Origin of the sequence: Rhodococcus sp. NPDC127593 (assembly GCF_042671975.1) — a bacterium.
GTDB lineage: Bacteria > Actinomycetota > Actinomycetes > Mycobacteriales > Mycobacteriaceae > Rhodococcus_F.
This window is the reverse complement of the sequence record NZ_JBHXWI010000013.1, coordinates 162,636-183,006: the sequence shown is the minus strand read 5'-3', so window position 1 is coordinate 183,006 and position 20,371 is coordinate 162,636. Positions and strand designations below refer to the sequence as shown.

At 70.0% G+C, this 20,371-nt stretch carries 17 protein-coding genes; 14 read left to right on the top strand and 3 right to left on the bottom strand.

Going from position 1 to position 20,371, the window contains the following annotated elements:
• Positions 1-9: 9 nt before the first annotated feature.
• The 4 genes from ACFVJ3_RS14880 to ACFVJ3_RS14865 all read left to right on the top strand — a co-directional run bounded on the left by ACFVJ3_RS14880 (position 10) and on the right by ACFVJ3_RS14865 (position 3,461).
• Complete coding sequence (locus ACFVJ3_RS14880) at positions 10-834, top strand: MBL fold metallo-hydrolase (RefSeq protein WP_378452731.1); 825 nt, start codon at positions 10-12, stop codon at positions 832-834.
• A gap of 61 nt (positions 835-895) precedes the next feature.
• A complete protein-coding gene (locus tag ACFVJ3_RS14875; RefSeq protein WP_378452730.1) occupies positions 896-1,696 on the top strand; it encodes a helix-turn-helix domain-containing protein in 801 nt (266 codons plus the stop codon).
• A gap of 13 nt (positions 1,697-1,709) precedes the next feature.
• A complete protein-coding gene (locus tag ACFVJ3_RS14870) occupies positions 1,710-1,883 on the top strand; it encodes a hypothetical protein (RefSeq protein ID WP_009480519.1) in 174 nt (57 codons plus the stop codon).
• A gap of 183 nt (positions 1,884-2,066) precedes the next feature.
• Entirely contained in the window at positions 2,067-3,461 is a 1,395-nt protein-coding gene (locus tag ACFVJ3_RS14865; RefSeq protein ID WP_378452729.1) for an NAD(P)/FAD-dependent oxidoreductase, read from the top strand.
• Between the two features lie 78 nt (positions 3,462-3,539).
• On the opposite strand, the gene ACFVJ3_RS14860 is transcribed toward ACFVJ3_RS14865, so the two are convergent.
• Together ACFVJ3_RS14860 and ACFVJ3_RS14855 are read right to left on the bottom strand one after the other, a co-directional pair.
• Positions 3,540-4,001, bottom strand: a complete 462-nt coding sequence (locus ACFVJ3_RS14860; protein ID WP_378452764.1) for a PaaI family thioesterase — start codon at positions 3,999-4,001, stop codon at positions 3,540-3,542.
• Between the two features lie 249 nt (positions 4,002-4,250).
• Positions 4,251-5,024 (bottom strand): hypothetical protein, encoded by a 774-nt coding sequence (locus tag ACFVJ3_RS14855; RefSeq protein ID WP_378452728.1) that lies wholly within the window; start codon positions 5,022-5,024, stop codon positions 4,251-4,253.
• 184 nt (positions 5,025-5,208) lie between these two features.
• Between ACFVJ3_RS14855 and ACFVJ3_RS14850 the strand changes: the two genes are divergently transcribed.
• Genes ACFVJ3_RS14850 through ACFVJ3_RS14840 form a run of 3 tightly spaced genes read left to right on the top strand, consistent with a single transcriptional unit; the run spans position 5,209 to position 8,611 of the window.
• A complete protein-coding gene (locus ACFVJ3_RS14850) occupies positions 5,209-6,678 on the top strand; it encodes a FecCD family ABC transporter permease (protein WP_378452727.1) in 1,470 nt (489 codons plus the stop codon).
• Entirely contained in the window at positions 6,675-7,781 is a 1,107-nt protein-coding gene (locus ACFVJ3_RS14845) for a FecCD family ABC transporter permease (RefSeq protein ID WP_378452726.1), read from the top strand. The genes ACFVJ3_RS14850 and ACFVJ3_RS14845 overlap by 4 nt, the downstream gene beginning before the upstream one ends.
• Entirely contained in the window at positions 7,778-8,611 is an 834-nt protein-coding gene (locus ACFVJ3_RS14840) for an ABC transporter ATP-binding protein (protein WP_378452725.1), read from the top strand. Before ACFVJ3_RS14845 ends, ACFVJ3_RS14840 begins: the two co-directional genes overlap by 4 nt.
• Positions 8,612-8,617: 6 nt before the next feature.
• Here ACFVJ3_RS14840 and ACFVJ3_RS14835 read toward each other — a convergent pair whose 3' ends face one another.
• Complete coding sequence (locus tag ACFVJ3_RS14835) at positions 8,618-11,206, bottom strand: phosphatidylglycerol lysyltransferase domain-containing protein (RefSeq protein WP_378452724.1); 2,589 nt, start codon at positions 11,204-11,206, stop codon at positions 8,618-8,620.
• 175 nt (positions 11,207-11,381) lie between these two features.
• Between ACFVJ3_RS14835 and ACFVJ3_RS14830 the strand changes: the two genes are divergently transcribed.
• From ACFVJ3_RS14830 to ACFVJ3_RS14800, 7 genes are all read left to right on the top strand, one after another.
• A complete protein-coding gene (locus ACFVJ3_RS14830; RefSeq protein ID WP_378452723.1) occupies positions 11,382-11,795 on the top strand; it encodes a BlaI/MecI/CopY family transcriptional regulator in 414 nt (137 codons plus the stop codon).
• A 26-nt stretch (positions 11,796-11,821) separates the two neighbouring features.
• Entirely contained in the window at positions 11,822-12,775 is a 954-nt protein-coding gene (locus ACFVJ3_RS14825; protein WP_073366721.1) for a M56 family metallopeptidase, read from the top strand.
• Positions 12,776-13,000: 225 nt separating this feature from the next.
• On the top strand, positions 13,001-14,881 hold the full coding sequence (locus tag ACFVJ3_RS14820) for a DEAD/DEAH box helicase (RefSeq protein WP_378452722.1): 1,881 nt from the start codon (positions 13,001-13,003) through the stop codon (positions 14,879-14,881).
• A 152-nt stretch (positions 14,882-15,033) separates the two neighbouring features.
• Positions 15,034-16,485: an NADP-dependent phosphogluconate dehydrogenase gene (gene gndA, locus ACFVJ3_RS14815; RefSeq protein ID WP_378452721.1), complete on the top strand. Its 1,452-nt coding sequence runs from the start codon at positions 15,034-15,036 to the stop codon at positions 16,483-16,485.
• 97 nt (positions 16,486-16,582) lie between these two features.
• Positions 16,583-17,980, top strand: a complete 1,398-nt coding sequence (locus tag ACFVJ3_RS14810; RefSeq protein WP_378452720.1) for a DEAD/DEAH box helicase — start codon at positions 16,583-16,585, stop codon at positions 17,978-17,980.
• 5 nt (positions 17,981-17,985) lie between these two features.
• Entirely contained in the window at positions 17,986-18,864 is an 879-nt protein-coding gene (locus ACFVJ3_RS14805) for a DMT family transporter (RefSeq protein ID WP_378452719.1), read from the top strand.
• Between the two features lie 3 nt (positions 18,865-18,867).
• Positions 18,868-20,304 carry a GuaB1 family IMP dehydrogenase-related protein gene (locus tag ACFVJ3_RS14800; protein WP_378452718.1) on the top strand — a complete coding sequence of 479 codons (1,437 nt, stop codon included), beginning with the start codon at positions 18,868-18,870 and terminating at the stop codon, positions 20,302-20,304.
• Positions 20,305-20,371: the final 67 nt, after the last annotated feature.

Below are 20,371 nucleotides of genomic sequence, written 5' to 3'. Positions count from 1 at the left end.
GATCGAGGGGTGTTATTTCATCTCTGCGCCACGTGCGGCGTCGAACAGGACCCGATCACCCCGCTCCCCGACGAGTGCACGATCTGCGCGGACGAACGGCAGTACATTCCGCTGGGCGGTCAGGAGTGGACCACCGTGGAGAAGCTGGCCGATGCGGGGTACCGCGCGGTCGAGCACGAGCTCGAGCCGGGGCTGCACGGCCTGTACGTGGACCCGAAGACCGCGATCGGCCAGCAGTCCCTCGTGATCCGCACTCCCGCCGGGTCGCTGCTGTGGGATCCGATCGGGTTCGTCGACGACGCCGCCGTCGACGCCGTCGCCGCGCACGGCCCGGTCATCGCCGTCGCGGGCAGCCACCCGCACATGTTCGGCGTCCAGACGCAGTGGTCGAAGGCGTTCGGCGACGTGCCGATCCTGGTGGCCGACGCGGACCGCGCGTGGCTGGCGCGGTCCGACGGCCCGATCGTGTTCTGGTCCGGAACCCACGAGGTGGCACCGGGTCTGACGCTGCACCAGATCGGCGGGCACTTTCCGGGCAGCGCCGTCGCGCACTGGCGGGACGGCGCCGACGGCCGGGGTGTCCTCCTCACCGGCGACGGCGTGTTCCCCAACCCGGACCGCCGCACCGTGTCGTTCCTCCGGTCGTACCCCAACCGGCTGCCGCTGTCCGCGGCGGTGGTGCGGCGCATCGCGGACCAGTTGTCGCACCTCGAATTCGACCGCATCATCGGCAACTTCGACAACGTGATCGACAGCGACGGCCGGGAGGCGCTCGAATACTCGGCCACCCGCCACTGCGCGTGGGTGACCGGAGAGTTCGATCACCTCACGTGACGGCTGCGCCATGACGTCCGAGGTAATGGTCGCGGCGTTCCGGCCGACCTACGCTGGCCGCATGACCACCCTCGACGATCGGCGAACGTCGCATGTCGGCACCCATCTGCGGACGTGGCGGGAACGCCGCCGGCTCAGTCAGCTGGAACTTGCGAACCGGGCGGACATCTCGGCGCGGCACGTCAGCTTCCTGGAGACCGGGCGGTCGAATCCCACGCGGGCGATGCTGCTGCGCCTCAGCGAGCATCTCGACATTCCCCTGCGTGAACGCAATGCGCTGCTCCTCGCGGGCGGTTTCGCGCCCGCCTTCCCGGAGCATCGACTGTCGGATGTGCCGATGGCGTCGATCGCCGACGCCATCGGGAAGATCCTCACCGCGCATTCCCCGTCTCCGGCGGTGGTCGTCGACCGGCACTGGAACATGGTGGACGCCAACGAGGCGGTCGCGGTGCTGACCGAGGGGTGCGCGGCGGAGCTGCTCGAGCCGCCCGTGAACGTGCTGCGGTTGAGCCTGCACCCGGACGGGATGGCGCCGCGCATCCTCGACCTGCCGCAGTGGCGGGGGCATCTCCTGCACCGGCTGGGTCATCAGATCGCGGTCACCGGCGACGAGGGACTGCGTGACCTGCTGGGCGAATTGGAGGGCTACCCCGGCGGCACCGTCGACGGCGCCGATCTGCCGGGGTCGCTCGTGGTGCCGTTGCGTATCCGGCACCGCGACACGGTGCTGGAGTTCCTGAGCACGACCACGATGTTCGGCACTCCCCTCGACGTCACTGTCGCGGAGCTGGCCATCGAATCGTTCTTTCCCGCCGACGCGGTGACAGCGGCTACCCTCCGCAGTAGCGTGAGCAGCGACTGAGGAGGTAGGTCTGATGGACTTGACAGCAATTGGTGTCGGTTTCGGCTACGTGGTCGTAGTCCTCACCATTCTTGTCGTCGTGGTCGGGGTGTCGGCACTGTTCGTGTTCTCGATCAAATCGGATTTCATTCCGCCGGAATCCCCGGGGACTCCCACGGGGCGGAAGCGGATCGGCAGGGCGGAATAGCCGCGTACGCACAGGAAGGCGGGCAGTTCCTCACGGAGGGGCTGCCCGCCTTCGCGTATGGACGGGGCCGCCGGTTTCTGGATCGATTCCGCTGTGCGGGCGGGACGAAGCAACGCTTACTGAGACGCTCGGGGACAAGGCGACTACCGTGACAGGAGTCGCCTATTTTTCGAGGAGCACGGAATGAGTATCAAGTCGGTTGAGTCACGCCGCCATCGCGTCGTGGTCATTGGATCCGGCTTCGGTGGGTTGTTCGGCACACAGGCGCTGAAGAATGCCGATGTCGACATCACCATGATCGCGCGCACCACGCACCACCTGTTCCAGCCGTTGCTGTACCAGGTGGCGACCGGCATTCTCTCCGTCGGCGACATCGCTCCCGCCACCCGGCTGGTGCTGCGCAAGCAGAAGAACACCAAGGTGCTGCTCGGCGATGTCGACGAGATCGATCTCGAGGCGAAGACGATCACCTCCCGGTTCCTGGACCGGACCACGGTCACCCCGTACGACAGCCTGATCGTCGCGGCGGGCGCAGGCCAGTCCTACTTCGGCAACGACCATTTCTCCGAGTTCGCGCCGGGCATGAAGACCATCGACGACGCCCTCGAACTGCGCGGCCGGATCCTGGGCGCCTTCGAGCAGGCCGAATTGTCGAGCGATCCCGCCGAACGCGCCCGCCTGCTGACATTCGTCGTCGTCGGTGCCGGCCCGACCGGTGTCGAGCTCGCCGGCCAGATCGCGGAACTGTCGCGGCGCACCCTGTCGGGGGCGTTCCGCAACATCGATCCCCGTGAGGCGCGCGTGATCCTGCTGGACGGCGCGGACGACGTGCTGCCCGTCTACGGCGGCAAGCTGAGCCGCAAGGCCCGCCAGCAGCTGGAGAAGCTCGGCATCGAGATCCAGCTGGGGGCGATGGTCGTCGACGTCGATGTGGACGGCCTCGCCGTCAAGGACAAGGACGGCACGCAGCGCCGGATCGAGTCGCAGTGCAAGGTGTGGTCGGCCGGTGTGCAGGCGAGCCCGCTGGGCAAGCAGATCGCCGACCAGTCGGACGCCGAGATCGACCGGGCCGGTCGCGTCCTGGTCAAGCCGGACCTGTCGGTGCCCGGCCACCCCGAGGTGTTCGTGATCGGCGACATGATGGCGCTCGACAAGTTGCCGGGTCTGGCACAGGTCGCGATGCAGGGCGGCAAGTACGCGGCCAAGCAGATCCAGGCGGGTCTGAGCGGTCACAAGCCGGAGGACCGGCCGCCGTTCAAGTACTTCGACAAGGGCAGCATGGCCACCATCTCGCGGTTCAGTGCGGTGGCGAAGGTCGGGAAGCTCGAGATCAGCGGGTTCATCGGCTGGGTGGCCTGGCTGGCGATCCACCTGATGTACCTGGTCGGGTTCCGCAGCCGGCTGTCGACCGTGCTGTCGTGGACGGTGACGTTCCTCGGTCGTGGGCGCGCGCAGATGGCGTCCACCGAGCAGTGGGTGTTCGCCCGCAACGCGATGGAGCAGTTGGAGCGACACGAGCGGGAGAAAGAGTCCGCTGAGAAGTCGTCCGGCGGCGCACAGCGCAAAGCCGCGGGGTGACGCGGTCTCACGCGTGACGTGAACAGGGCGGAGGGGACGGACCATCAGGTCCGTCCCCTCCGCGTCGTTGCGGGTCTGTCAGTTGCCGAGGCGTCCGGTGTCGGTGATGTTGGCGAGCCGCACCTGGCCCTTGGAGACGAGGCGATTCTGCTCGTCGGTGATCCGGACCTCCCACAACTGCTGGGTGCGTCCGCGGTGGACGGGGCTGGCTTCGGCGGTCAGCGTGCCCTCCCGGGTCGCGCGGAGGAAGTCGGTGTTGTTGTTGACGCCGACGACGTGTCCGCGTTCGCCGAGCCAGACCGTGCCCGCAGCGCTGGCCACCGATTCGATGACGGAGCAGTAGACGCCGCCGTGCTGGATTCCGGCCGGCTGCTGCAGGTCGGGGGTGACCGTCCACTGCGCGCGCACGCGGTCGGGTGAGAGTTCGGTGTATTCGAGTCCGATGAGGGCGTCGAAGCCCTTGCCCAGTTGATCGGCCAACGCGGCGGTGTCGATCCGCCCGTCACCGTTCGATGCCTGCTGTTCCCCGGAATCCACCATCACACTCTCCATCGGATCACTGTGCGCTCTCGCGGCGCACCCGATCTCCTGCCTACACGACGGGGCGGGAGGCGGGAGAAGCAGGTGGGCAAACGGATCGGCGGGCCTCACACTGTGTCAGCGTGAGGCCCGCCGTGGGATGGACCTGGGAGTCTCTGCAGCCCTCAGGACTCCGGCGCGGTCCGGTAGTTCGGTTCTCGGCGTTGGCATTTCTGCTCGGTGCCCGGAACGAGTATAGGCAAGGCTGCCCTAATTAAGCAAGCGGTTCCTTGCCTTCCCCGGTCGGCCGCAGTGCGGGCGCGTGACCCGGCTCTTCGAGCGGACCGGCACCCCGGCCGCCACGAACGCGTCCAGGATCCCCTGTCCGCGGCGCTGCGCGGCCGCCTCGCCGCCACCGGCGAGGATCGGCACGTACGTCGCGGCCCCGAGCACGGCCTCCCCCACGAGCCCCCAGAACCGGGACGCGTCGATCGGCGTCAGCCTGGCGATCGCGTCGAACACCGCATGCAGCGACGTGAGACTGCGGTGCACCGTCCAGAGCAGCAGCGCCCGCTCGCACGGCACGGTGACCGTCCGGGGTGCGCCGGCGTACGGGTCGTCCGGCAGCACGCGCATGGTGTCGTCGGCGACGCCCGCCCAGTCGATTCCCTCGTCGCTGTCCATGTGGATCCACAGGTTCTCGAGTCCCGGGTCCCACGCGCGCCCCTCCAGGACGACGAGGGCGGTGACGCGCCCGATCACTGCGTGAATCAGCGCGGTGGCCACCTGCATCGCGGCGACGTCCGAGTCGGGAACGTCCTCGAGCGAGCGGGCCCACATCCGGGGCACCCGGTCGCCGTCGAGGTCGTCCGCCAGCGACCACCACCGGCGTTTACCCTCGTCTGCCATCGTCGCGACCGCGTACATGCGCGGATATTCGGCGTTCAGCGCGCGAAGTCGTGTGCAGGACACGTCCAGTGCGGTCGCGGGGGCGGACAGGGTCGAAGTCACCGTGCACTCCAATCGGTCGGGATGGAACATCACCAAACATAGGTGAGCCTAACCAAATATCAAGACTTGACATCATGTGATGTGAGGCACCCCCGCCGACAGCCGCGGCCGGGACGCCCCGCCGGATGTGGCATCAGGGATAGGGTTCCGTAACCTAAGTAGTTGAATCAGTGCAGATCCGGTGCACCGGCACACACGTCAGGAGCTTCCCCCGCCAGTGACGACGACGAGACAGTTCGGCAGCGACATCCCGCACCTGCCGACCGACGAGCCCTACGGGAAGCGCGACGTCCCGCGCGGTCCCGCCCCGCTGTACCTCCGGGCACTCGCGGGACTGCTCGACATCGGGATAGTCGCCATCCCCCTCGTCGTCGGGTGGTACATCGTCGACTCCCTCCGCGACGACAACGGCGGCGGGGAGGCCGACCGGGTCGTCTTCGGCGGCGCCGCCGTCGCGATCGCCCTCGGACTCGCTCTGTGGAACCGCGGGTTCCGCGAAGGCAACACCGGGCAGAGTTCGGGCAAGGGCTGGGTCGGCCTCGTCACCCGCGACACGCACACCCACCACGCGATCGGTCCGAAACGGTCGCTGCAGCGAGTGTTTCGGCGTTCCGGAACCGAGGTCGTCCGGGAGAGCACCGCGTCCGACGAGGGATTCGCCGTCCGCGAGAAGGATGTGTCCGTCGCGGCGATCCGGCGTCGTCGGCTAGTCGGGCTGGGCGTCCTCGTGATCCTGCTCGGGTTGGTGTTGCTCGCCAGCGTCGCGGTCGGGGCGCGGCCGTTGTCGTTCGCGGAGATCTTCCACGCACTGTTCGATGCGGACGGTTCGCAGACCGACATCATCGTGCGCACGCTCCGCGGCCCGCGTACCGCGCTGGGGCTCGTCGTCGGGATGGCACTCGGTGTCGCGGGCGCCCTCATTCAGGGGCACACCCGCAACCCGCTCGCCGACGCGGGACTCCTCGGTCTCAACGCGGGCGCCGCGTTCCTCGTCGTGCTGTCGATGTACCTGTTCGGGTTCAGCGCGCCCAGCGAATACCTGTGGTTCGCGTTCGCCGGGTCGTTCGCGGCGAGCGTCATCGTGTTCGGGCTGTCGTCGATCGGGAACGGGGCGGCGAGCCCACTGAGCCTGGCCCTGGCCGGCGCCGCCGTCGCGTTCTTCCTGCAGGCGATGACCAACGCGATCATCATCGTCGACCAGTCCAGCCTCGACTCCTACCGGTTCTGGGTAGTCGGGTCGGTGGCCGGCCGCGGCTTCGACGTGCTGTGGCAGGTGCTGCCGTTCCTGATCATCGGTTTGATCCTCGCCCTCGTCAGCACACCGGGACTGAACGTCCTCAGCCTCGGCGAGGACGTCGCCCGGTCGCTGGGCACCAACATCGCGGCCAGCCGCGCACTCGGCATCGTCGCCATCACCCTCCTCACCGGTGCGGCCACCGCGGCGTGCGGCCCGATCGCGTTCATCGGTCTCGTGGTCCCCCACGTCGCGCGGGCGATCACCGGCCCCGACTACCGGTGGCTGGTCCCCTACGCCGGGCTCCTCGGCGGCGTCATGCTCGTCACCGCCGACGTCATCGGACGCGTCGTGGTCCGGCCGGGTGAGTTGCAGGTGGGAATCGTGCTGGCCGTGTTCGGCGCACCGTTCTTCATCGCGTTGGTTCGGCGCAGAAAGTTGGCAAGCCTGTGAGCACTCGAGACGAAGTGCGCCCCGACGTCGGGGCCGCCCCGGCGTCCCGCGTCCCGGCACGGCCCGCGTTCCGGCTCGGACCGATCTCCCTGGTCCTGCGCCCCCTCGGTATCGCCGTCAACGTGGCCCTGCTGGTGGCGCTGTTCCTGGTGCTGTGCCTCAACATCGGCCGCGGCGACTACCCGCTGTCGATCCCCGAAGTCACCCGGGTGCTGTTCGGCGGCGGCACGAAGGCCCAGAACTTCATCGTCATGGACCTCCGCCTGCCGCGGTCGCTGACCGGGGTGTTCATCGGCATGGCCCTCGGCCTGGCCGGCGCCATCACCCAGTCGATCGCCCGCAACGCCCTGGCCAGCCCGGACATCCTCGGCATCACGTCCGGTGCCAGCGCCGCCGCGGTCGCGCTGATCGTCCTCGGCGGCGGCGGCAGCTTCGTCGGCCTCCTCGCCACCCTGGGGATCCCCCTGGCCGCCCTGTTCGGCGGACTGCTCACCGCGCTGGTCATCTACCTGCTCGCGTGGCGCGGCGGGGTGGAGGGCTACCGGCTGATCCTGATCGGCATCGGGGTCAACGCCATGCTGATCGCGGTCACCGGTTGGCTGCTGATCTCCGCGGACATCAACGACGCGTCGCGGGCGCAGGTGTGGCTCAACGGCTCCCTCAACGGCGCCGCCTGGAGTCAGGTGTGGCCCGTCACGATCGCCGTCGTCCTCGTCGGCGGCTACGCGGTGATCTCGTCGTTCACGATGGGCGCCCTCCGCCTCGGCGACGACAACGCCGTGTCGCTGGGTGTGCGGCTGCAGTGGTCGCAGGCCCGGCTCCTGCTCATGGCCGTCGCCCTCGCCGGCATCGCGACCGCGGCGGCGGGTCCGGTCGGCTTCGTCGCGCTCGCCGCACCGCAGGTGGCGCTGCGGCTGGTGCGGTCCGCCGGCCCGCCGCTCATCGCGTCCGCCCTGACCGGCGCCGTGCTCGTGGTGGGCAGCGACGTCGTCGCCCGCACGATCCTGCCGGTCGAACTGCCGGTGGGTATCGTCACCTCGGCTCTCGGCGGCCCATTCCTGCTGTATCTGCTGGTTCGCAACAATCGGAAGGTCTCGGCATGACCGTGCAGACTGACTCTCGACTGATCGCCGAAAACCTGAGCCTGGGGTACGGCGACCGGGTCGTCGTCGACAGCCTCGACCTCGAGGTGCGGACCGGGGTGATCACCACGGTGATCGGGCCGAACGGCTGCGGCAAGTCCACCCTGCTGCGCGCGTTGGGGCGTCTGCTGAAGCCGCGCAGCGGTTCGGTGCTGCTCGACGGCAAGGCCATCGGATCGATGCGCACCAAGGATGTTGCCCGCACGCTGGGCATGCTCCCCCAGGCGCCGCTGGCCCCCGAGGGGCTCACGGTGGCCGACCTGGTGGCCCGCGGCAGGCACCCGCACCAGTCGTGGCTGCGGCAGTGGTCGTCCGACGACGAGGGCGAGGTCGCCGAGGCGCTCGCGCTGACCGGGGTGTCCGACCTCGCGGACCGTCCCGTCGACCAACTGTCGGGCGGTCAGCGGCAGCGGGCCTGGATCTCGATGGCCCTGGCGCAGGGAACCGACATCCTCCTGCTCGACGAACCCACCACCTACCTGGACCTGGCGCACTCCATCGAGGTGCTCGACCTGGTGGACCGGATGCACGAGGAGTTGGGCCGCACCGTGGTGATGGTGCTCCACGACCTGAACCTCGCGATCCGCTACAGCGATCAGCTGATCGTCATGCGGGACGGCACCATCGTTGCGGCCGGCGCGCCGAAGGACATCATCTCGGCCGAACTCCTGCTCGAGGTGTTCGGTCTCGAGGCCGCGGTCATCGCCGACCCGGTGTCCGATCGCCCGCTGGTGGTGCCGATCGGCACCCGCCACGTGTACGGCGCGGTCGGTGGGCCGGAGACGAAGTAGCGGCCGTCAGCGTCGGCCGCCGATCATCGTCCGCACCAGCCGGTAGCTCTGCCCCAGCGACACCGTCGGCAGGTACGCCCTGCCGACGGCGTTGCCGATGCTCGGCAGGGCGGCCGGGTCGGCGAACGTCATGTGCATGGCCACGTACCGGGGCTGGAACTTCGACTTGAACGCCAGCAGCGAACGGAACCCGTACACCGGTTCCAGGGTTCGGCCGAGCAGATCGAGCACGCTGTCCATCACCGCCGACAGGCTCGACGACTCCGACCGTTCCCGCTCGTCGGCGTCGCCGTCCGGTTGCTCGACCTTGGCGAGTGGGGCGCCGGACAGGCTGAGGAACTGCGCCCCCTCCTCTTCCAGTTTCAGCGCCGCGGACGCGATGAGGAACTCCATCGCCGGCCGGAACCCTTCCGCGCGCCGCCGCATGAAGTCGAGGGTCCAGCCGATCACCCGCCCGTCCTGGTACACCGGCAACCAGGACGTGACGCCGTGGACGGTGCGGTCCTCGTCGACGGCGATCAGGCAGCGCACCTCCGGATCGTCCACCTCGTCGAGTCCGCCGAGCGTGAACCCCATTTCGGGCATCCCCTTGTCGGCCACCCATTCCTCGGAGATCGCCGTGATCTGGTCGGTGATCGACCGCGGGGCGCTGGGGAAGCTGACCCATTCCGCGGTGATCCCCGACTTCTTGGCCTTGTTCAGGGCGGTCCGGACGTCCTGGAACCGTTTGCCGGTGAACGCGATCTGCCCCAGATCCAGCACCGTCTCCTCCGCGACCTGGAAGCCGCTCCAGCCGAGGGCGTCCGTGACGTCGCGGACCTCACCGGTCACCGAGTAGAAGCACGGGATCCACCCGTTGGCGGCGGCGAATTCGGCGAAGTGTTCGACGTTGTCCCGCAACCGGTCGGGCGGCCCGACCGGGTCGCCGGTGGTGAGGGCGACGCCGGCGAGGACCCGGTACGCGACGTAGCCGGTGCCGTCGGCCGAGAACCAGTAGTTGTTGCCACGCCACGTCGTCATCCAGGACAGCGGGCTTCCGCTCCCCGACCTCAGCAGGGCGCGTGCGCGTTCGGCGGACTCCGAGTCCGATCCGATGGCGGGACTGAGGAACGTCGCGGCGACGAGCGCGCACGCCGCCACCCAGAACACCACCCCGGTCCACTCGTACAGCAGGGTCGCGGGAATGCTCACCGGCAGCAGTCGGGGGTCGAGCCACTGCAGGTACACGGGCGGGATGAGCCGCTCCGGGAAGTCGGCGAGCAGCGTCGTCACGCCGGGCCGGGGATCGAAACCGTTCCGCGCCCACAGCCCGCCGAGGACGTAGAGGACGGCGAGCCCGGCGAGGACGGACACCAGGACCACGGCCAGCCGCCGGTAGGTGCCCGCCGGGGGGGACACGTCGAAGAACCGCCGGGTGGCGAGCAGCACGATCAGGATCGCCAGCGGTGTCAGGAACGGCACCAGCGTCCGGTACAGGTTCGGGTCGGCGAGACCGTAGAACAGGGAGTCCTCGTCCAACGAGTCGACGAACCGGACCGCGAAGTTCAGCAGCGACAGGACCAGCAGGATCACCTGGGCGATCACGGACGCGACCCACGCGAAGCGACGGCCCCGTCGGAGGCCGTCGCTGAGGGTGAGGAGGAACAGGGACGGCATCAGACTCAGCAGGGTCGGCCCGACCCCGGACAGCCGCAGTTCGAGCAGCCCGCGCCGGCATTCGGGGTCCGCCGCCGACACCTCGCACAGGTCGCGCACCTCGCCGGCCGTGTAGGGGATGCCGCGGAACAGGTCGCGGAGCACGGCGAGGGGCCCGACCGCCTCCGCGGACAGCGCCGCGATCATCGGGCCGATCGCGCTGGCCGCCACGATGATCGCGACGAGCACCCGGCCCTCGCGCTGGGTGCCGGCGATCCGTTCGCCGCGCGCCGACCGGCCGACGATCCAGCGGCCGATCACCAGCCCGACCACGGCCGCCGCCAGCCGGACCACGTCCTGTAGCGACCCACTGAACAGCGCCAGCGTGATGGTGAACACGAGGACGCCGACGCGGATCCGCCGCCGCCACAGGGTGCCCATGTTCGAACTGGCCACCATCGCGGCACCGACGATCCACGTGCTCGGACCGACGGCCATGCCCACGTGCAGCCGGAAACCCCAGTTCGCGTCGACGACCTTCGCGACGGCGGCCACCGACAGAGCGAGCAGCCCGCCGAGCACCTGGGTGGCGACCGCGGCCAGCGCGAACCGCGCCGACCCCATGCGGCGTTCCAGCGGTGCGGCCGCCACGAGTACGAGGACGGTCGTCGACAGATAGGCCAGGACGTCGTCGCCCCACAGCCCGGCTGTGAGCAACGTCCACACCCAGCCGTTCTGGAACGCCCGGATTCCGATCGCGACGTGCTGCGACAGGTCGTGGGAGGGACCGCTGATCACACTGGACGTGGCGATCGCGAGGATCCAGATCACGACCAGCAGCGCGATGCTGACCGGCGCACCCCGGACCCCGCCCCAGACCCGTTCCGCCGCCCGCCCGGTCTGACCCTTGACCCTGGCCGCCGGACCGTGCCCGGTCGCCGCGCTGTCGTCGGTCTTCATCCGCCAGGTCCCCACTCTCCGCGATGTCGAGAACGAACGCTTGCCCGGCGGGTCGGCCGCTGCCAACCCGACCGTAATCCACCCGTTCGGAGTATGGCCAATACCACACGCCGTGACGCAGTTTTACTACTACCAGTAGTACGTATCTGCGTCGTCGTATCCGTAGAATCAATTTATGGCTGGACTCGGCGAACTCGAACGCGCAGTGATGGATCACCTGTGGTCCACTTCGGACCCGCAGACGGTACGGCAGGTACACGAGGCACTGGCGGCACGCCGTGAACTCGCGTACACGACTGTCATGACGGTGCTCCAGCGGTTGGCGAAGAAGCACCTCGTCATTCAGCAGCGGGACGACCGTGCCCACCGGTACCTGCCGGTGCACCAGCGCGAGGAACTCGTCGCGAGCCTCATGGTGGACGCCCTGCAGCAGGCCGACAAGTCCGGAAGTCGCGCGGCCGCACTCGTGCACTTCGTCGGGCAGGTCGGCGCCGACGAGGCCGACGCGCTCCGCGAAGCCCTCGCCGCGCTCGAGGCCAAGGAGCGGTCCACCGGAGACAATCAGTCGGGAACCGTTCGCGCCGGCTGACGTTCGTCATGCATGATGAGTAGGACATGGACGCCACCACCGCGCTGGTATTCGGAGTACTCGCACTTCTTCTCGCAGGGCCTGTCCCTGCGCTGCTGAGTCGTGCCCGATGGCCGCATCGCGCCCCCCGAGCAGCACTCGTGCTGTGGCAGGCAATCGCCCTCGCCGCAGTTCTGTCCGCGTTCAGTTCGGGTCTCGCGATCGCCAGCCAGCTCCTGGTCCCCGGACCGGACGGGCGCCCCACCACGGCGCCGGTCGCCGAGATCGACGCCCTGGGTCTGCCCCTGTGGCTGCTCTACGTGGTGGTCTTCGCGCTCACCCTCCTCGTCGGCGCCAAACTGATCTTCGCGATCGTGCAGGTCGGAGTCCGCACCCGGCGCAGACGCGCCCGGCACCGCATGCTCGTCGACCTCCTCGACCGCTGCGACTCGTCGTCGCCCCTCGCCCGCACCCCGGACCTGCGGGTCCTCGACGTCACCGAGCCCATCGCCTACTGCCTGCCCGGTCTGCGCCAGCGGGTGGTGCTGAGCCAGGGCACGTTCACCAACCTCGACGACGCGGAGATCACCGCGATCCTCACCCATGAGCGGTCCCATCTGCGGGCCCGGCACGACCTCGTCCTCGAGGCGTTCACCGCCGTCAACGCCGCCTTCCCCACCGTCGTGCGCAGTAAGTCCGCGCTGGGGTCGGTGCAGTTGCTGGTCGAGATGCTGGCCGACGACTCCGCCGTCCGCGCCACCGGGCCGACCGCACTGGCCCGCGCACTCGTCGCCTGCTCGGGGTCGATCGCCCCGAAGGGCGCCATGGCCGCGGGTGGTCCCAGCACCCTGCTGCGGGTGCAGCGCCTGGCCTCCTCGGAGGCGGGAACCCCGGTGGCTCTCGCCGCCTACGCCGCGTCGGTGGCCATCCTCGTGGTGCCGACCATCGCCGTCGCCGTCCCCTGGCTCACCGAACTGAGCCGGTTGTTCAGCGCCGTGTAGTCGGCGAACTCACATCCCGCCGGGTTCGATAACCGGGTGCCCCGTCGCGTACACTGGTCGACGGTCGCCACTGCGGCCCATCAACACTGAAACGGCACACAGCCCAATTCCCCGCACTTCCGCGAATGGATTGACCAGGTGACATGTGCCCTGGCTCGTCCCTTTGTGCGTGCTGCATGACAGCCCCCGCTCCGCGACGCGCCCTATGCCCGGAGAGGTATTTGCGTGACCAACGCTGTCCAGACGACGTCTGCCCCACTAGAGCAGACCGAGACCGAAACCCCTGATCAGAACGCCACCGTGACGTTCGCCGAGATCGGCCTGCCCGCACCCCTGGTGCAGGCCCTCGCCCGCAACTCCATCACCGTCCCGTCGCCGATCCAGGCGCTGGCCGTCCCCGATGCGCTGGCCGGCACCAACGTCCTCGGCCGCGCACAGACCGGATCGGGCAAGACCCTCGCATTCGGCCTGCCGATGCTCACCCGCCTGTCCCGGCACGAGGACCGGCCCGCACCGAAGCGTCCCCGCGCACTGGTGCTCGTTCCCACCCGTGAACTCGCATTCCAGGTGGTCGACTCCCTCAACTCGTACGCCGGGGCGATGGGCCTGACCGTCCGCCCCGCCGTCGGCGGCACCCCGTTCACCAAGCAGGTCGACCAGCTGCGCCGCGGCGTCGACATCCTCGTCGCCACCCCCGGCCGGCTGAACGACCACCTGCGTCAGGGCACCTGCATCCTCGACTCCATCGAGATCACCGCGCTCGACGAGGCCGATCAGATGGCCGACATGGGCTTCCTGCCCGAGGTCCGGGCGATCCTCGGTGAGACCCGCGCCGACGGCCAGCGTCTCCTGTTCTCGGCCACCCTGGACCGTGAGGTGCAGTCGCTGGTCCGTCAGTTCCTGCCCGACCACGTGCAGCACTCCACCGAGGACGGTCGCGCCAGCGTCGACACGATGGAGCACTACGTGCTGCTCGTCGACCGCGGCCAGAAGGACAACGTCCTCGCGGAAATCGGTGCCCGCGAGGGCCGCACGATCATGTTCGCCCGCACCAAGCTCGGCTGCGAGGGCATCACCGACCGCCTCCGCGCGGTGGGAATCGCCGCCGAGGCGCTGCACGGTGGCAAGGCGCAGAACCAGCGCACCCGTGTCCTCGAACGTTTCAAGAACGGCCGCACCCCCGTGCTCGTCGCGACGGACGTCGCCGCCCGCGGCATCCACGTCGACGGCATCGACCTGGTCGTGCATGTCGATCCGCCCGCCGACCACAAGGACTACCTGCACCGTGCAGGCCGGACCGCCCGTGCAGGCGAGAAGGGCACCGTCGTCGCGATCGTGCTCCCCAACCAGAAGCGCACGTTCCGCCGCCTGACCGGGATGGCGGGCGTCGACGCCACCGCCGTGCCCGTCACCCCCGGCTCGGAGAAGCTGGCCAGCATCACCGGCGCCAAGGCGCCCAGCGGAGAACCGGTGCGCGACACCTACTCCCGCGGCGAGCGTGGCGGCGACCGCAAGTTCGGTGACCGCGGACCCCGCCGTGAAGGCGGATACGCCGGCCGCGACGGCGGCGGCTACCGCGGCAATCGCAGCGACCGCGGCGACCGCGGCGACCGTCCGTCGGGTGGTCGCAGCTTCGAGGGTCGCGGCCCGCGCGGCGACCAGACCGACAACCGGTCCGGCGGCTACCGGGGTGACCGCCCGCAGCGCGACGGTGACAACCGTGGTGGCGGGTACCGCGGTGACCGGGACAACCGGTCGTTCAACGATCGGGCGCCGCGCCGCGACTTCGGCGACAGCGCACCGCGCCGCGAGTACGGCGGCGGCAACAGCGCCCCGCGCCGCGACTTCGGTGACCGCGGCGACAGCCACCGCGGTACCGGCGAGCGCAGCTTCGACCGCAGCGCACCCCGCCGCGACTTCGGCGACAACCGCGGTGCGGCGGGCGGGTTCCGCCGCGATGATCGTCGCGACGACCGCCGTGACGATCATCGCCCCGCGGCCACGTCGGAGCGGCGCCCCGCGTCGACCGGCGGCGGATTCCGCAGCCGTACGGAGCGTCGCTCGTACGACGGCTTCGACGGCCCGCGGCGTGAGCGCCGCAGCTGATCGATCGCTGATCGGACAACCGAATATCGAACTGTGAGAGAAGGCCGGCCGTCGCACGTGCGACGGCCGGCCTTCGTATGTTTGGCTTAGGCGGTCGAGGTTTTCGTAGCCGCCGATTTCACTACCGCCGAGCGAGAGGGAATGCTGTATCCATGACTATCGACAACACTGAGGGTGCCCGCGCCCAGATCGGCGTCACGGGACTGGCCGTCATGGGCTCGAACATCGCCCGCAACTTCGCCCGGCACGGTCACACGGTCGCACTGCACAACCGCAGCATCGCCAAGACCGACACCCTCATCGAGGAGCACGGCAGCGAGGGCGACTTCGTCCGCACCGAGACGATCGAGGAGTTCGTGGGCGCGCTGCAGAAGCCGCGCCGCGTGCTGATCATGGTCAAGGCCGGCGACCCCACCGACGCCGTCATCGAGGAACTCGCCGCGGCGATGGAGCCCGGTGACATCATCATCGACGGCGGCAACGCCCTGTACACGGACACGATCCGCCGTGAGGCCTCCCTCCGGGAGCGTGGCCTGCACTTCGTCGGCGCCGGCATCTCCGGTGGCGAGGAGGGCGCGCTCAACGGTCCGTCGATCATGCCGGGCGGACCGAAGGAGTCCTACGCGGCCCTCGGACCGCTGCTCGAGTCGATCGCCGCGCAGGTCGACGGCACCCCCTGCTGCACGCACATCGGCCCCGACGGGTCCGGTCACTTCGTGAAGATGGTGCACAACGGCATCGAGTACGCCGACATGCAGCTCATCGGCGAGGCGTACAACCTGCTCGGCTCCGCCCTGGGGTACGACGCCGGCAAGATCGCCGACGTGTTCACCGAATGGAACGGCGGCGACCTCGAAAGCTACCTCGTCGAGATCACCGCGGAGGTGCTGCGGCAGAAGGACACCAAGACCGGTAAGCCGCTCGTCGACGTGATCGTCGACGCCGCCGAGCAGAAGGGCACCGGCCGCTGGACCGTCAAGTCCGCGCTCGACCTCGGTGTCCCCGTCACCGGGATCGCCGAGGCCGTCTTCGCCCGCGCCCTGTCCGGGTCCCGCGAGCAGCGCAAGGCCGCGGTCGGGCTGGCGTCCGGCGTACTCGCCGACAAGCCCACCGATGCCGCCCAGTTCACCGAGGACATCCGGCAGGCCCTGTACGCGTCGAAGGTCGTCGCCTACGCGCAGGGATTCGACCAGATCGCGGCGGGCAGCGCCGAATACGACTGGGACCTGCACCCCGCCGACCTCGCGACCATCTGGCGTGGCGGCTGCATCATCCGCGCCCGGTTCCTCAACCGCATCAAGGACGCGTACGACGAGAACCCGAAGCTGCCGAGCCTCATCCTGGCCCCGTACTTCCGGGACGCCATCGAGACGGCCATCGACAGCTGGCGCCGGGTGGTCTCCACCGCCACGCTGCTCGGGATCCCGGTGCCGGCGTTCGCGTCGTCGCTGTCCTACTACGACGCCCTGCGCGCGGAGCGGCTGCCCGCGGCCCTGACGCAGGGGCAGCGTGACTTCTTCGGCGCCCACACCTACGAGCGGGTCGACGCCGAGGGCAAGTTCCACACGCTCTGGAGCGGTGACCGCAGCGAAGTGCAGGCCTGAGCTTCGCCGACTGCCCCGCCCCCGGCCGTGACGTACCCCGTGTACGTCACGGCCGAGGCGTCGGAGGCCCCGCGTGGGAGGCGGTAGCCTTCTCGATATGCCCGACGACGAGTTCTCCTCACCCGCACCGGTGGGTGAGACGTTCCTCGCGCTCGGTCTCCCCGCGGTGATGACCCACGCCCTCGACCGCAGCGGCATCGGGGCGCCGTTCCCGATCCAGGCGGCCACCATTCCCGACGTCCTCGCGGGCCGCGACGTCCTGGGCCGCGCGCCGACCGGCTCCGGGAAGACCCTCGCCTTCGGACTGCCGATGCTGGTGCGGCTCAAGGGCGCCGCGAGCAGGCGGGGCTTCCCGCGCGGCATCGTCCTGGTGCCCACCCGTGAACTGGCGTTGCAGATCGAGCGCGCGCTGGACGAACCGGCCCTGTCCGTGGGGTTGCGGGTGGCGAACGTCGTCGGCGGGATTCCCATCAAACGTCAGGTCGAGATCCTGTCGCGGGGCGTCGACTTGCTGATCGCGACGCCGGGGCGCCTCGCCGACCACATGGCGGAGGGGTCGGTGTCGCTGGACGACGTGACGGTGCTGGCGCTCGACGAGGCCGACCACATGGCCGAACTGGGGTTCATGCCGCAGGTCACGAAGATCCTCGACAAGACCCCGGCGGACGGTCAGCGGCTGCTGTTCTCGGCGACGCTCGACGGGGAGGTCGACACCCTCGTCCGGCGGTACCTGCGAGACCCGGTCACCCACTCGACGGCGCCGGTCACCGCGTCGGTGAGCACCATGCGCCACCACCTGCTGTTCGTCGACAGGGCCGACAAGAGATCCGTTGTGGCACATATCGGTTCACGCGCGGGACGCACCCTCATGTTCGTGCGCACCAAGTACGGGGTGGACCGGCTCGCGCAGCAACTCCACGAGGCGGGCATCTCCGCGGGCGCCCTACACGGCGGCAAGGCGCAGAACAACCGCACCCGCACCCTCGCATCGTTCGCCGACGGCACCACCCCGGTCCTGGTCGCCACCGACGTGGCGGCGCGGGGCATCCACGTCGACGACATCTCGCTCGTCGTCCACGTCGATCCCCCGGCCGACCCCAAGGACTACCTGCACCGCGCGGGACGCACCGCCCGCGCCGGCGAGTCCGGCGTCGTGGTCACCCTCGTCACCGAGGACGAACGCGCCGAGGTGGAGAAGCTGACCCGTAAGGCCGGGATCGAGGTGGACGGCGTGTGGGTGCGGCCCGGCGACACGGTGCTGGGCGAGATCACCGGCGCCCGCCGCCCCACCGGGAAGGCGGTCCCCGCGCCCGACACCCGGGCACCGGCGCAGGACACCCCGAAGAAGGGCAGGCAGGCGCACGACACCGGGGGTCGCCCGGCCCGCCACGGCCGCCCCGGGGACGGCGGAGCACCGCGGGCCGGGGCCCGACGCGGTCGGAAACCCGGACCTGCGTCAACTCCGCACGGACACCGCAACCGCGGGGCACACTGAGAGGCATGTCCCTGCCGTTCGCGTCGATCGTGTGCGCCCTGATCGCGGCGCTGCTGTTCGCGTGCGCGTCGGTCGCTCAGCAGAGTGCGGCGTCCGCGGTCCCCGAGGACGCCGGGTTGATGACCACCCTGCTGCGCAGTCCCCGCTGGTGGGCCGGCTTCGTCGGAGACGGCGGCGGTTACGCGATGCAGGCGGTGGCGTTGGCGCTCGGATCGGTGCTCGTGGTGCAGCCGCTGCTGGTGACGGCGCTGCTGTTCGCGTTGCCGTTGTCGGCGAAGTTCTCCGGGTACCGGCTCAGCCGCACCACCTGGGCCCTCGCCGTCGCGCTGGCCGTCGCGCTCGCGATCTTCCTGGTGATCGGCGACCCCACCGAAGGCAACATCGACGCCCCGTTCCGCGAATGGGTGGTGCCGCTCGGTATCCTCCTCGCCGTGGTGGCGGCCGCGGCCGCCGCGGGGATGTCGAAGATCGACCCCGGATGGCGGGCGCTGCTGCTCGGCGGGGCGGGCGGCATCCTGTACGGGGTGGCGGTCGCGTTCACCAAGTACGTCGTCGAACTCGTCCCCCGCGGGCTGTGGGCGGTCCTGAGCAGCTGGCAGGCGTGGGCGCTCGTCGCCGCCGGCCTGGCCGGGGTGTACCTGCAGCAGCGCGGCTTCCAGGTGGGGCCGCTGTCCGCGTCGCTGCCCGCGCTGACCATCGCCGAACCACTCGCCGCCGTCTTCCTCGGCATGACCGTCCTCGACGAGCGGCTGCGGGTCGCGGGCCCCGGACTGGTGGTGGTCGGCTGTGCGGTCGCGGTGATGCTGGTCGCCACGATCGGACTGTCGAGGTCGCAGGCCCAGCGGACATCCGACACCGCCGCAACTTCCCCGGTATCGTCCTGACATGTGCAGTTCCTCGACGGGCATCGCCCTCCCTATGACCTGACGTACGACGACGTGTTCCTGGTGCCGAACCGCACCGAGGTCACGTCGCGATTCGACGTCGACCTGGCCACCTCGGACGGATCGGGCACCACCATTCCGATCGTCGTCGCCAACATGACGGCGGTCTCGGGTCGCCGCATGGCGGAAACGGTCGCCCGCCGCGGCGGCCTGGTGGTTCTCCCCCAGGACCTTCCGGCGCCCGCCGTCGCGGAGACCGTGTCGTTCGTCAAGAGCAGGCACCTGGTGGCCGACACCCCGGTCACGCTCGGTCCCGACGCCGCCGTGTCCGACGCCCTGGCGCTGCTGCCGAAGCGGGCGCACGGCGCCGTGGTCGTCGTCGAGAACGACCGCCCCGTCGGTGTCGTCACCGAGGCGTCCTGCACGGACGTCGACCGGTTCGCGCGACTGCGCTCGGTGGCGCTCACCGACTTCGTCACCGCCCCCGACTCCGCGTCGCCGCGAGAGGTGTTCGAACTCCTCGAGGGCAAGCACGACTCCCTCGCCGTGATCGTCCACCCCGACGGCACCCTCGCCGGGGTCCTCACCCGCACCGGCGCCATCCGGGACGGCATCTACCAGCCCGCAGTCGACGGCAACGGGAAGTTGCGGGTCGCCGCGGCCGTCGGCGTCAACGGCGACGTCGCCGCGAAGGCCCGCGCCCTCGTGGACGCGGGGGCCGACCTGCTGGTCGTCGACACCGCGCACGGCCACCAGCAGAAGATGATCGACGTCCTCGGCGCACTGAAGAAGGCCGACCTCGGTGTTCCGCTGGTCGCCGGCAACGTCGTGTCCGCGGCCGGCACCCGGGACCTGATCGACGCCGGCGCCGACATCGTGAAGGTCGGTGTCGGACCGGGCGCGATGTGCACCACGCGGATGATGACCGGGGTGGGCAGGCCGCAGTTCTCCGCCGTCGAGGAATGCGCCACGCAGGCCCGCGCGATGGGTGCCCACGTGTGGGCCGACGGAGGCGTCCGTCACCCCCGCGACGTCGCTCTCGCGCTCGCCGCGGGCGCGTCGAACGTGATGATCGGGTCGTGGTTCGCGGGCACCTACGAGTCGCCCGGCGACCTGCGGGTGGACCAGTCCGGCAATGTGTACAAGGAGAGCTTCGGCATGGCCTCCAAGCGTGCGGTCGCGGCGCGCACCGCCACGGACACCGCGTTCGACCGTGCCAGGAAAGGCCTGTTCGAGGAGGGTATTTCAAGTTCCCGGATGCGCCTGGACCCGGAACGTCCCGGCGTAGAGGACCTGATCGACCACATCTGCTCGGGTGTGCGCAGCACGTGCACGTACGCGGGCGCGCGGACGCTGGCGGAACTGCACGAGCGGGCGGTGCTCGGTGTGCAGTCCGCCGCCGGGTTCGCCGAGGGCCGCCCGCTGCCGGCCGGCTGGTGACAACCGCATCCTGATGTGCCGGTGGGTGTCCTGTTCCACGGAACCGGACATCCACCGGTATTATGGG

Bases quoted from the DNA above. Each gene is read 5' to 3' on its own strand.
- ACFVJ3_RS14875 (WP_378452730.1), top strand. From the start codon at position 896: ATGACCACCCTCGACGATCGGCGAACGTCGCATGTCGGCACCCATCTG.
- ACFVJ3_RS14870 (WP_009480519.1), top strand. From the start codon at position 1,710: ATGGACTTGACAGCAATTGGTGTCGGTTTCGGCTACGTGGTCGTAGTC.
- ACFVJ3_RS14865 (WP_378452729.1), top strand. From the start codon at position 2,067: ATGAGTATCAAGTCGGTTGAGTCACGCCGCCATCGCGTCGTGGTCATT.
- ACFVJ3_RS14860 (WP_378452764.1), bottom strand. From the start codon at position 4,001: ATGGTGGATTCCGGGGAACAGCAGGCATCGAACGGTGACGGGCGGATC.
- ACFVJ3_RS14840 (WP_378452725.1), top strand. From the start codon at position 7,778: ATGACCGTGCAGACTGACTCTCGACTGATCGCCGAAAACCTGAGCCTG.
- ACFVJ3_RS14835 (WP_378452724.1), bottom strand. From the start codon at position 11,206: ATGAAGACCGACGACAGCGCGGCGACCGGGCACGGTCCGGCGGCCAGG.
- ACFVJ3_RS14830 (WP_378452723.1), top strand. From the start codon at position 11,382: ATGGCTGGACTCGGCGAACTCGAACGCGCAGTGATGGATCACCTGTGG.
- ACFVJ3_RS14825 (WP_073366721.1), top strand. From the start codon at position 11,822: ATGGACGCCACCACCGCGCTGGTATTCGGAGTACTCGCACTTCTTCTC.
- gndA (WP_378452721.1), top strand. From the start codon at position 15,034: ATGACTATCGACAACACTGAGGGTGCCCGCGCCCAGATCGGCGTCACG.
- ACFVJ3_RS14810 (WP_378452720.1), top strand. From the start codon at position 16,583: ATGCCCGACGACGAGTTCTCCTCACCCGCACCGGTGGGTGAGACGTTC.
- ACFVJ3_RS14805 (WP_378452719.1), top strand. From the start codon at position 17,986: ATGTCCCTGCCGTTCGCGTCGATCGTGTGCGCCCTGATCGCGGCGCTG.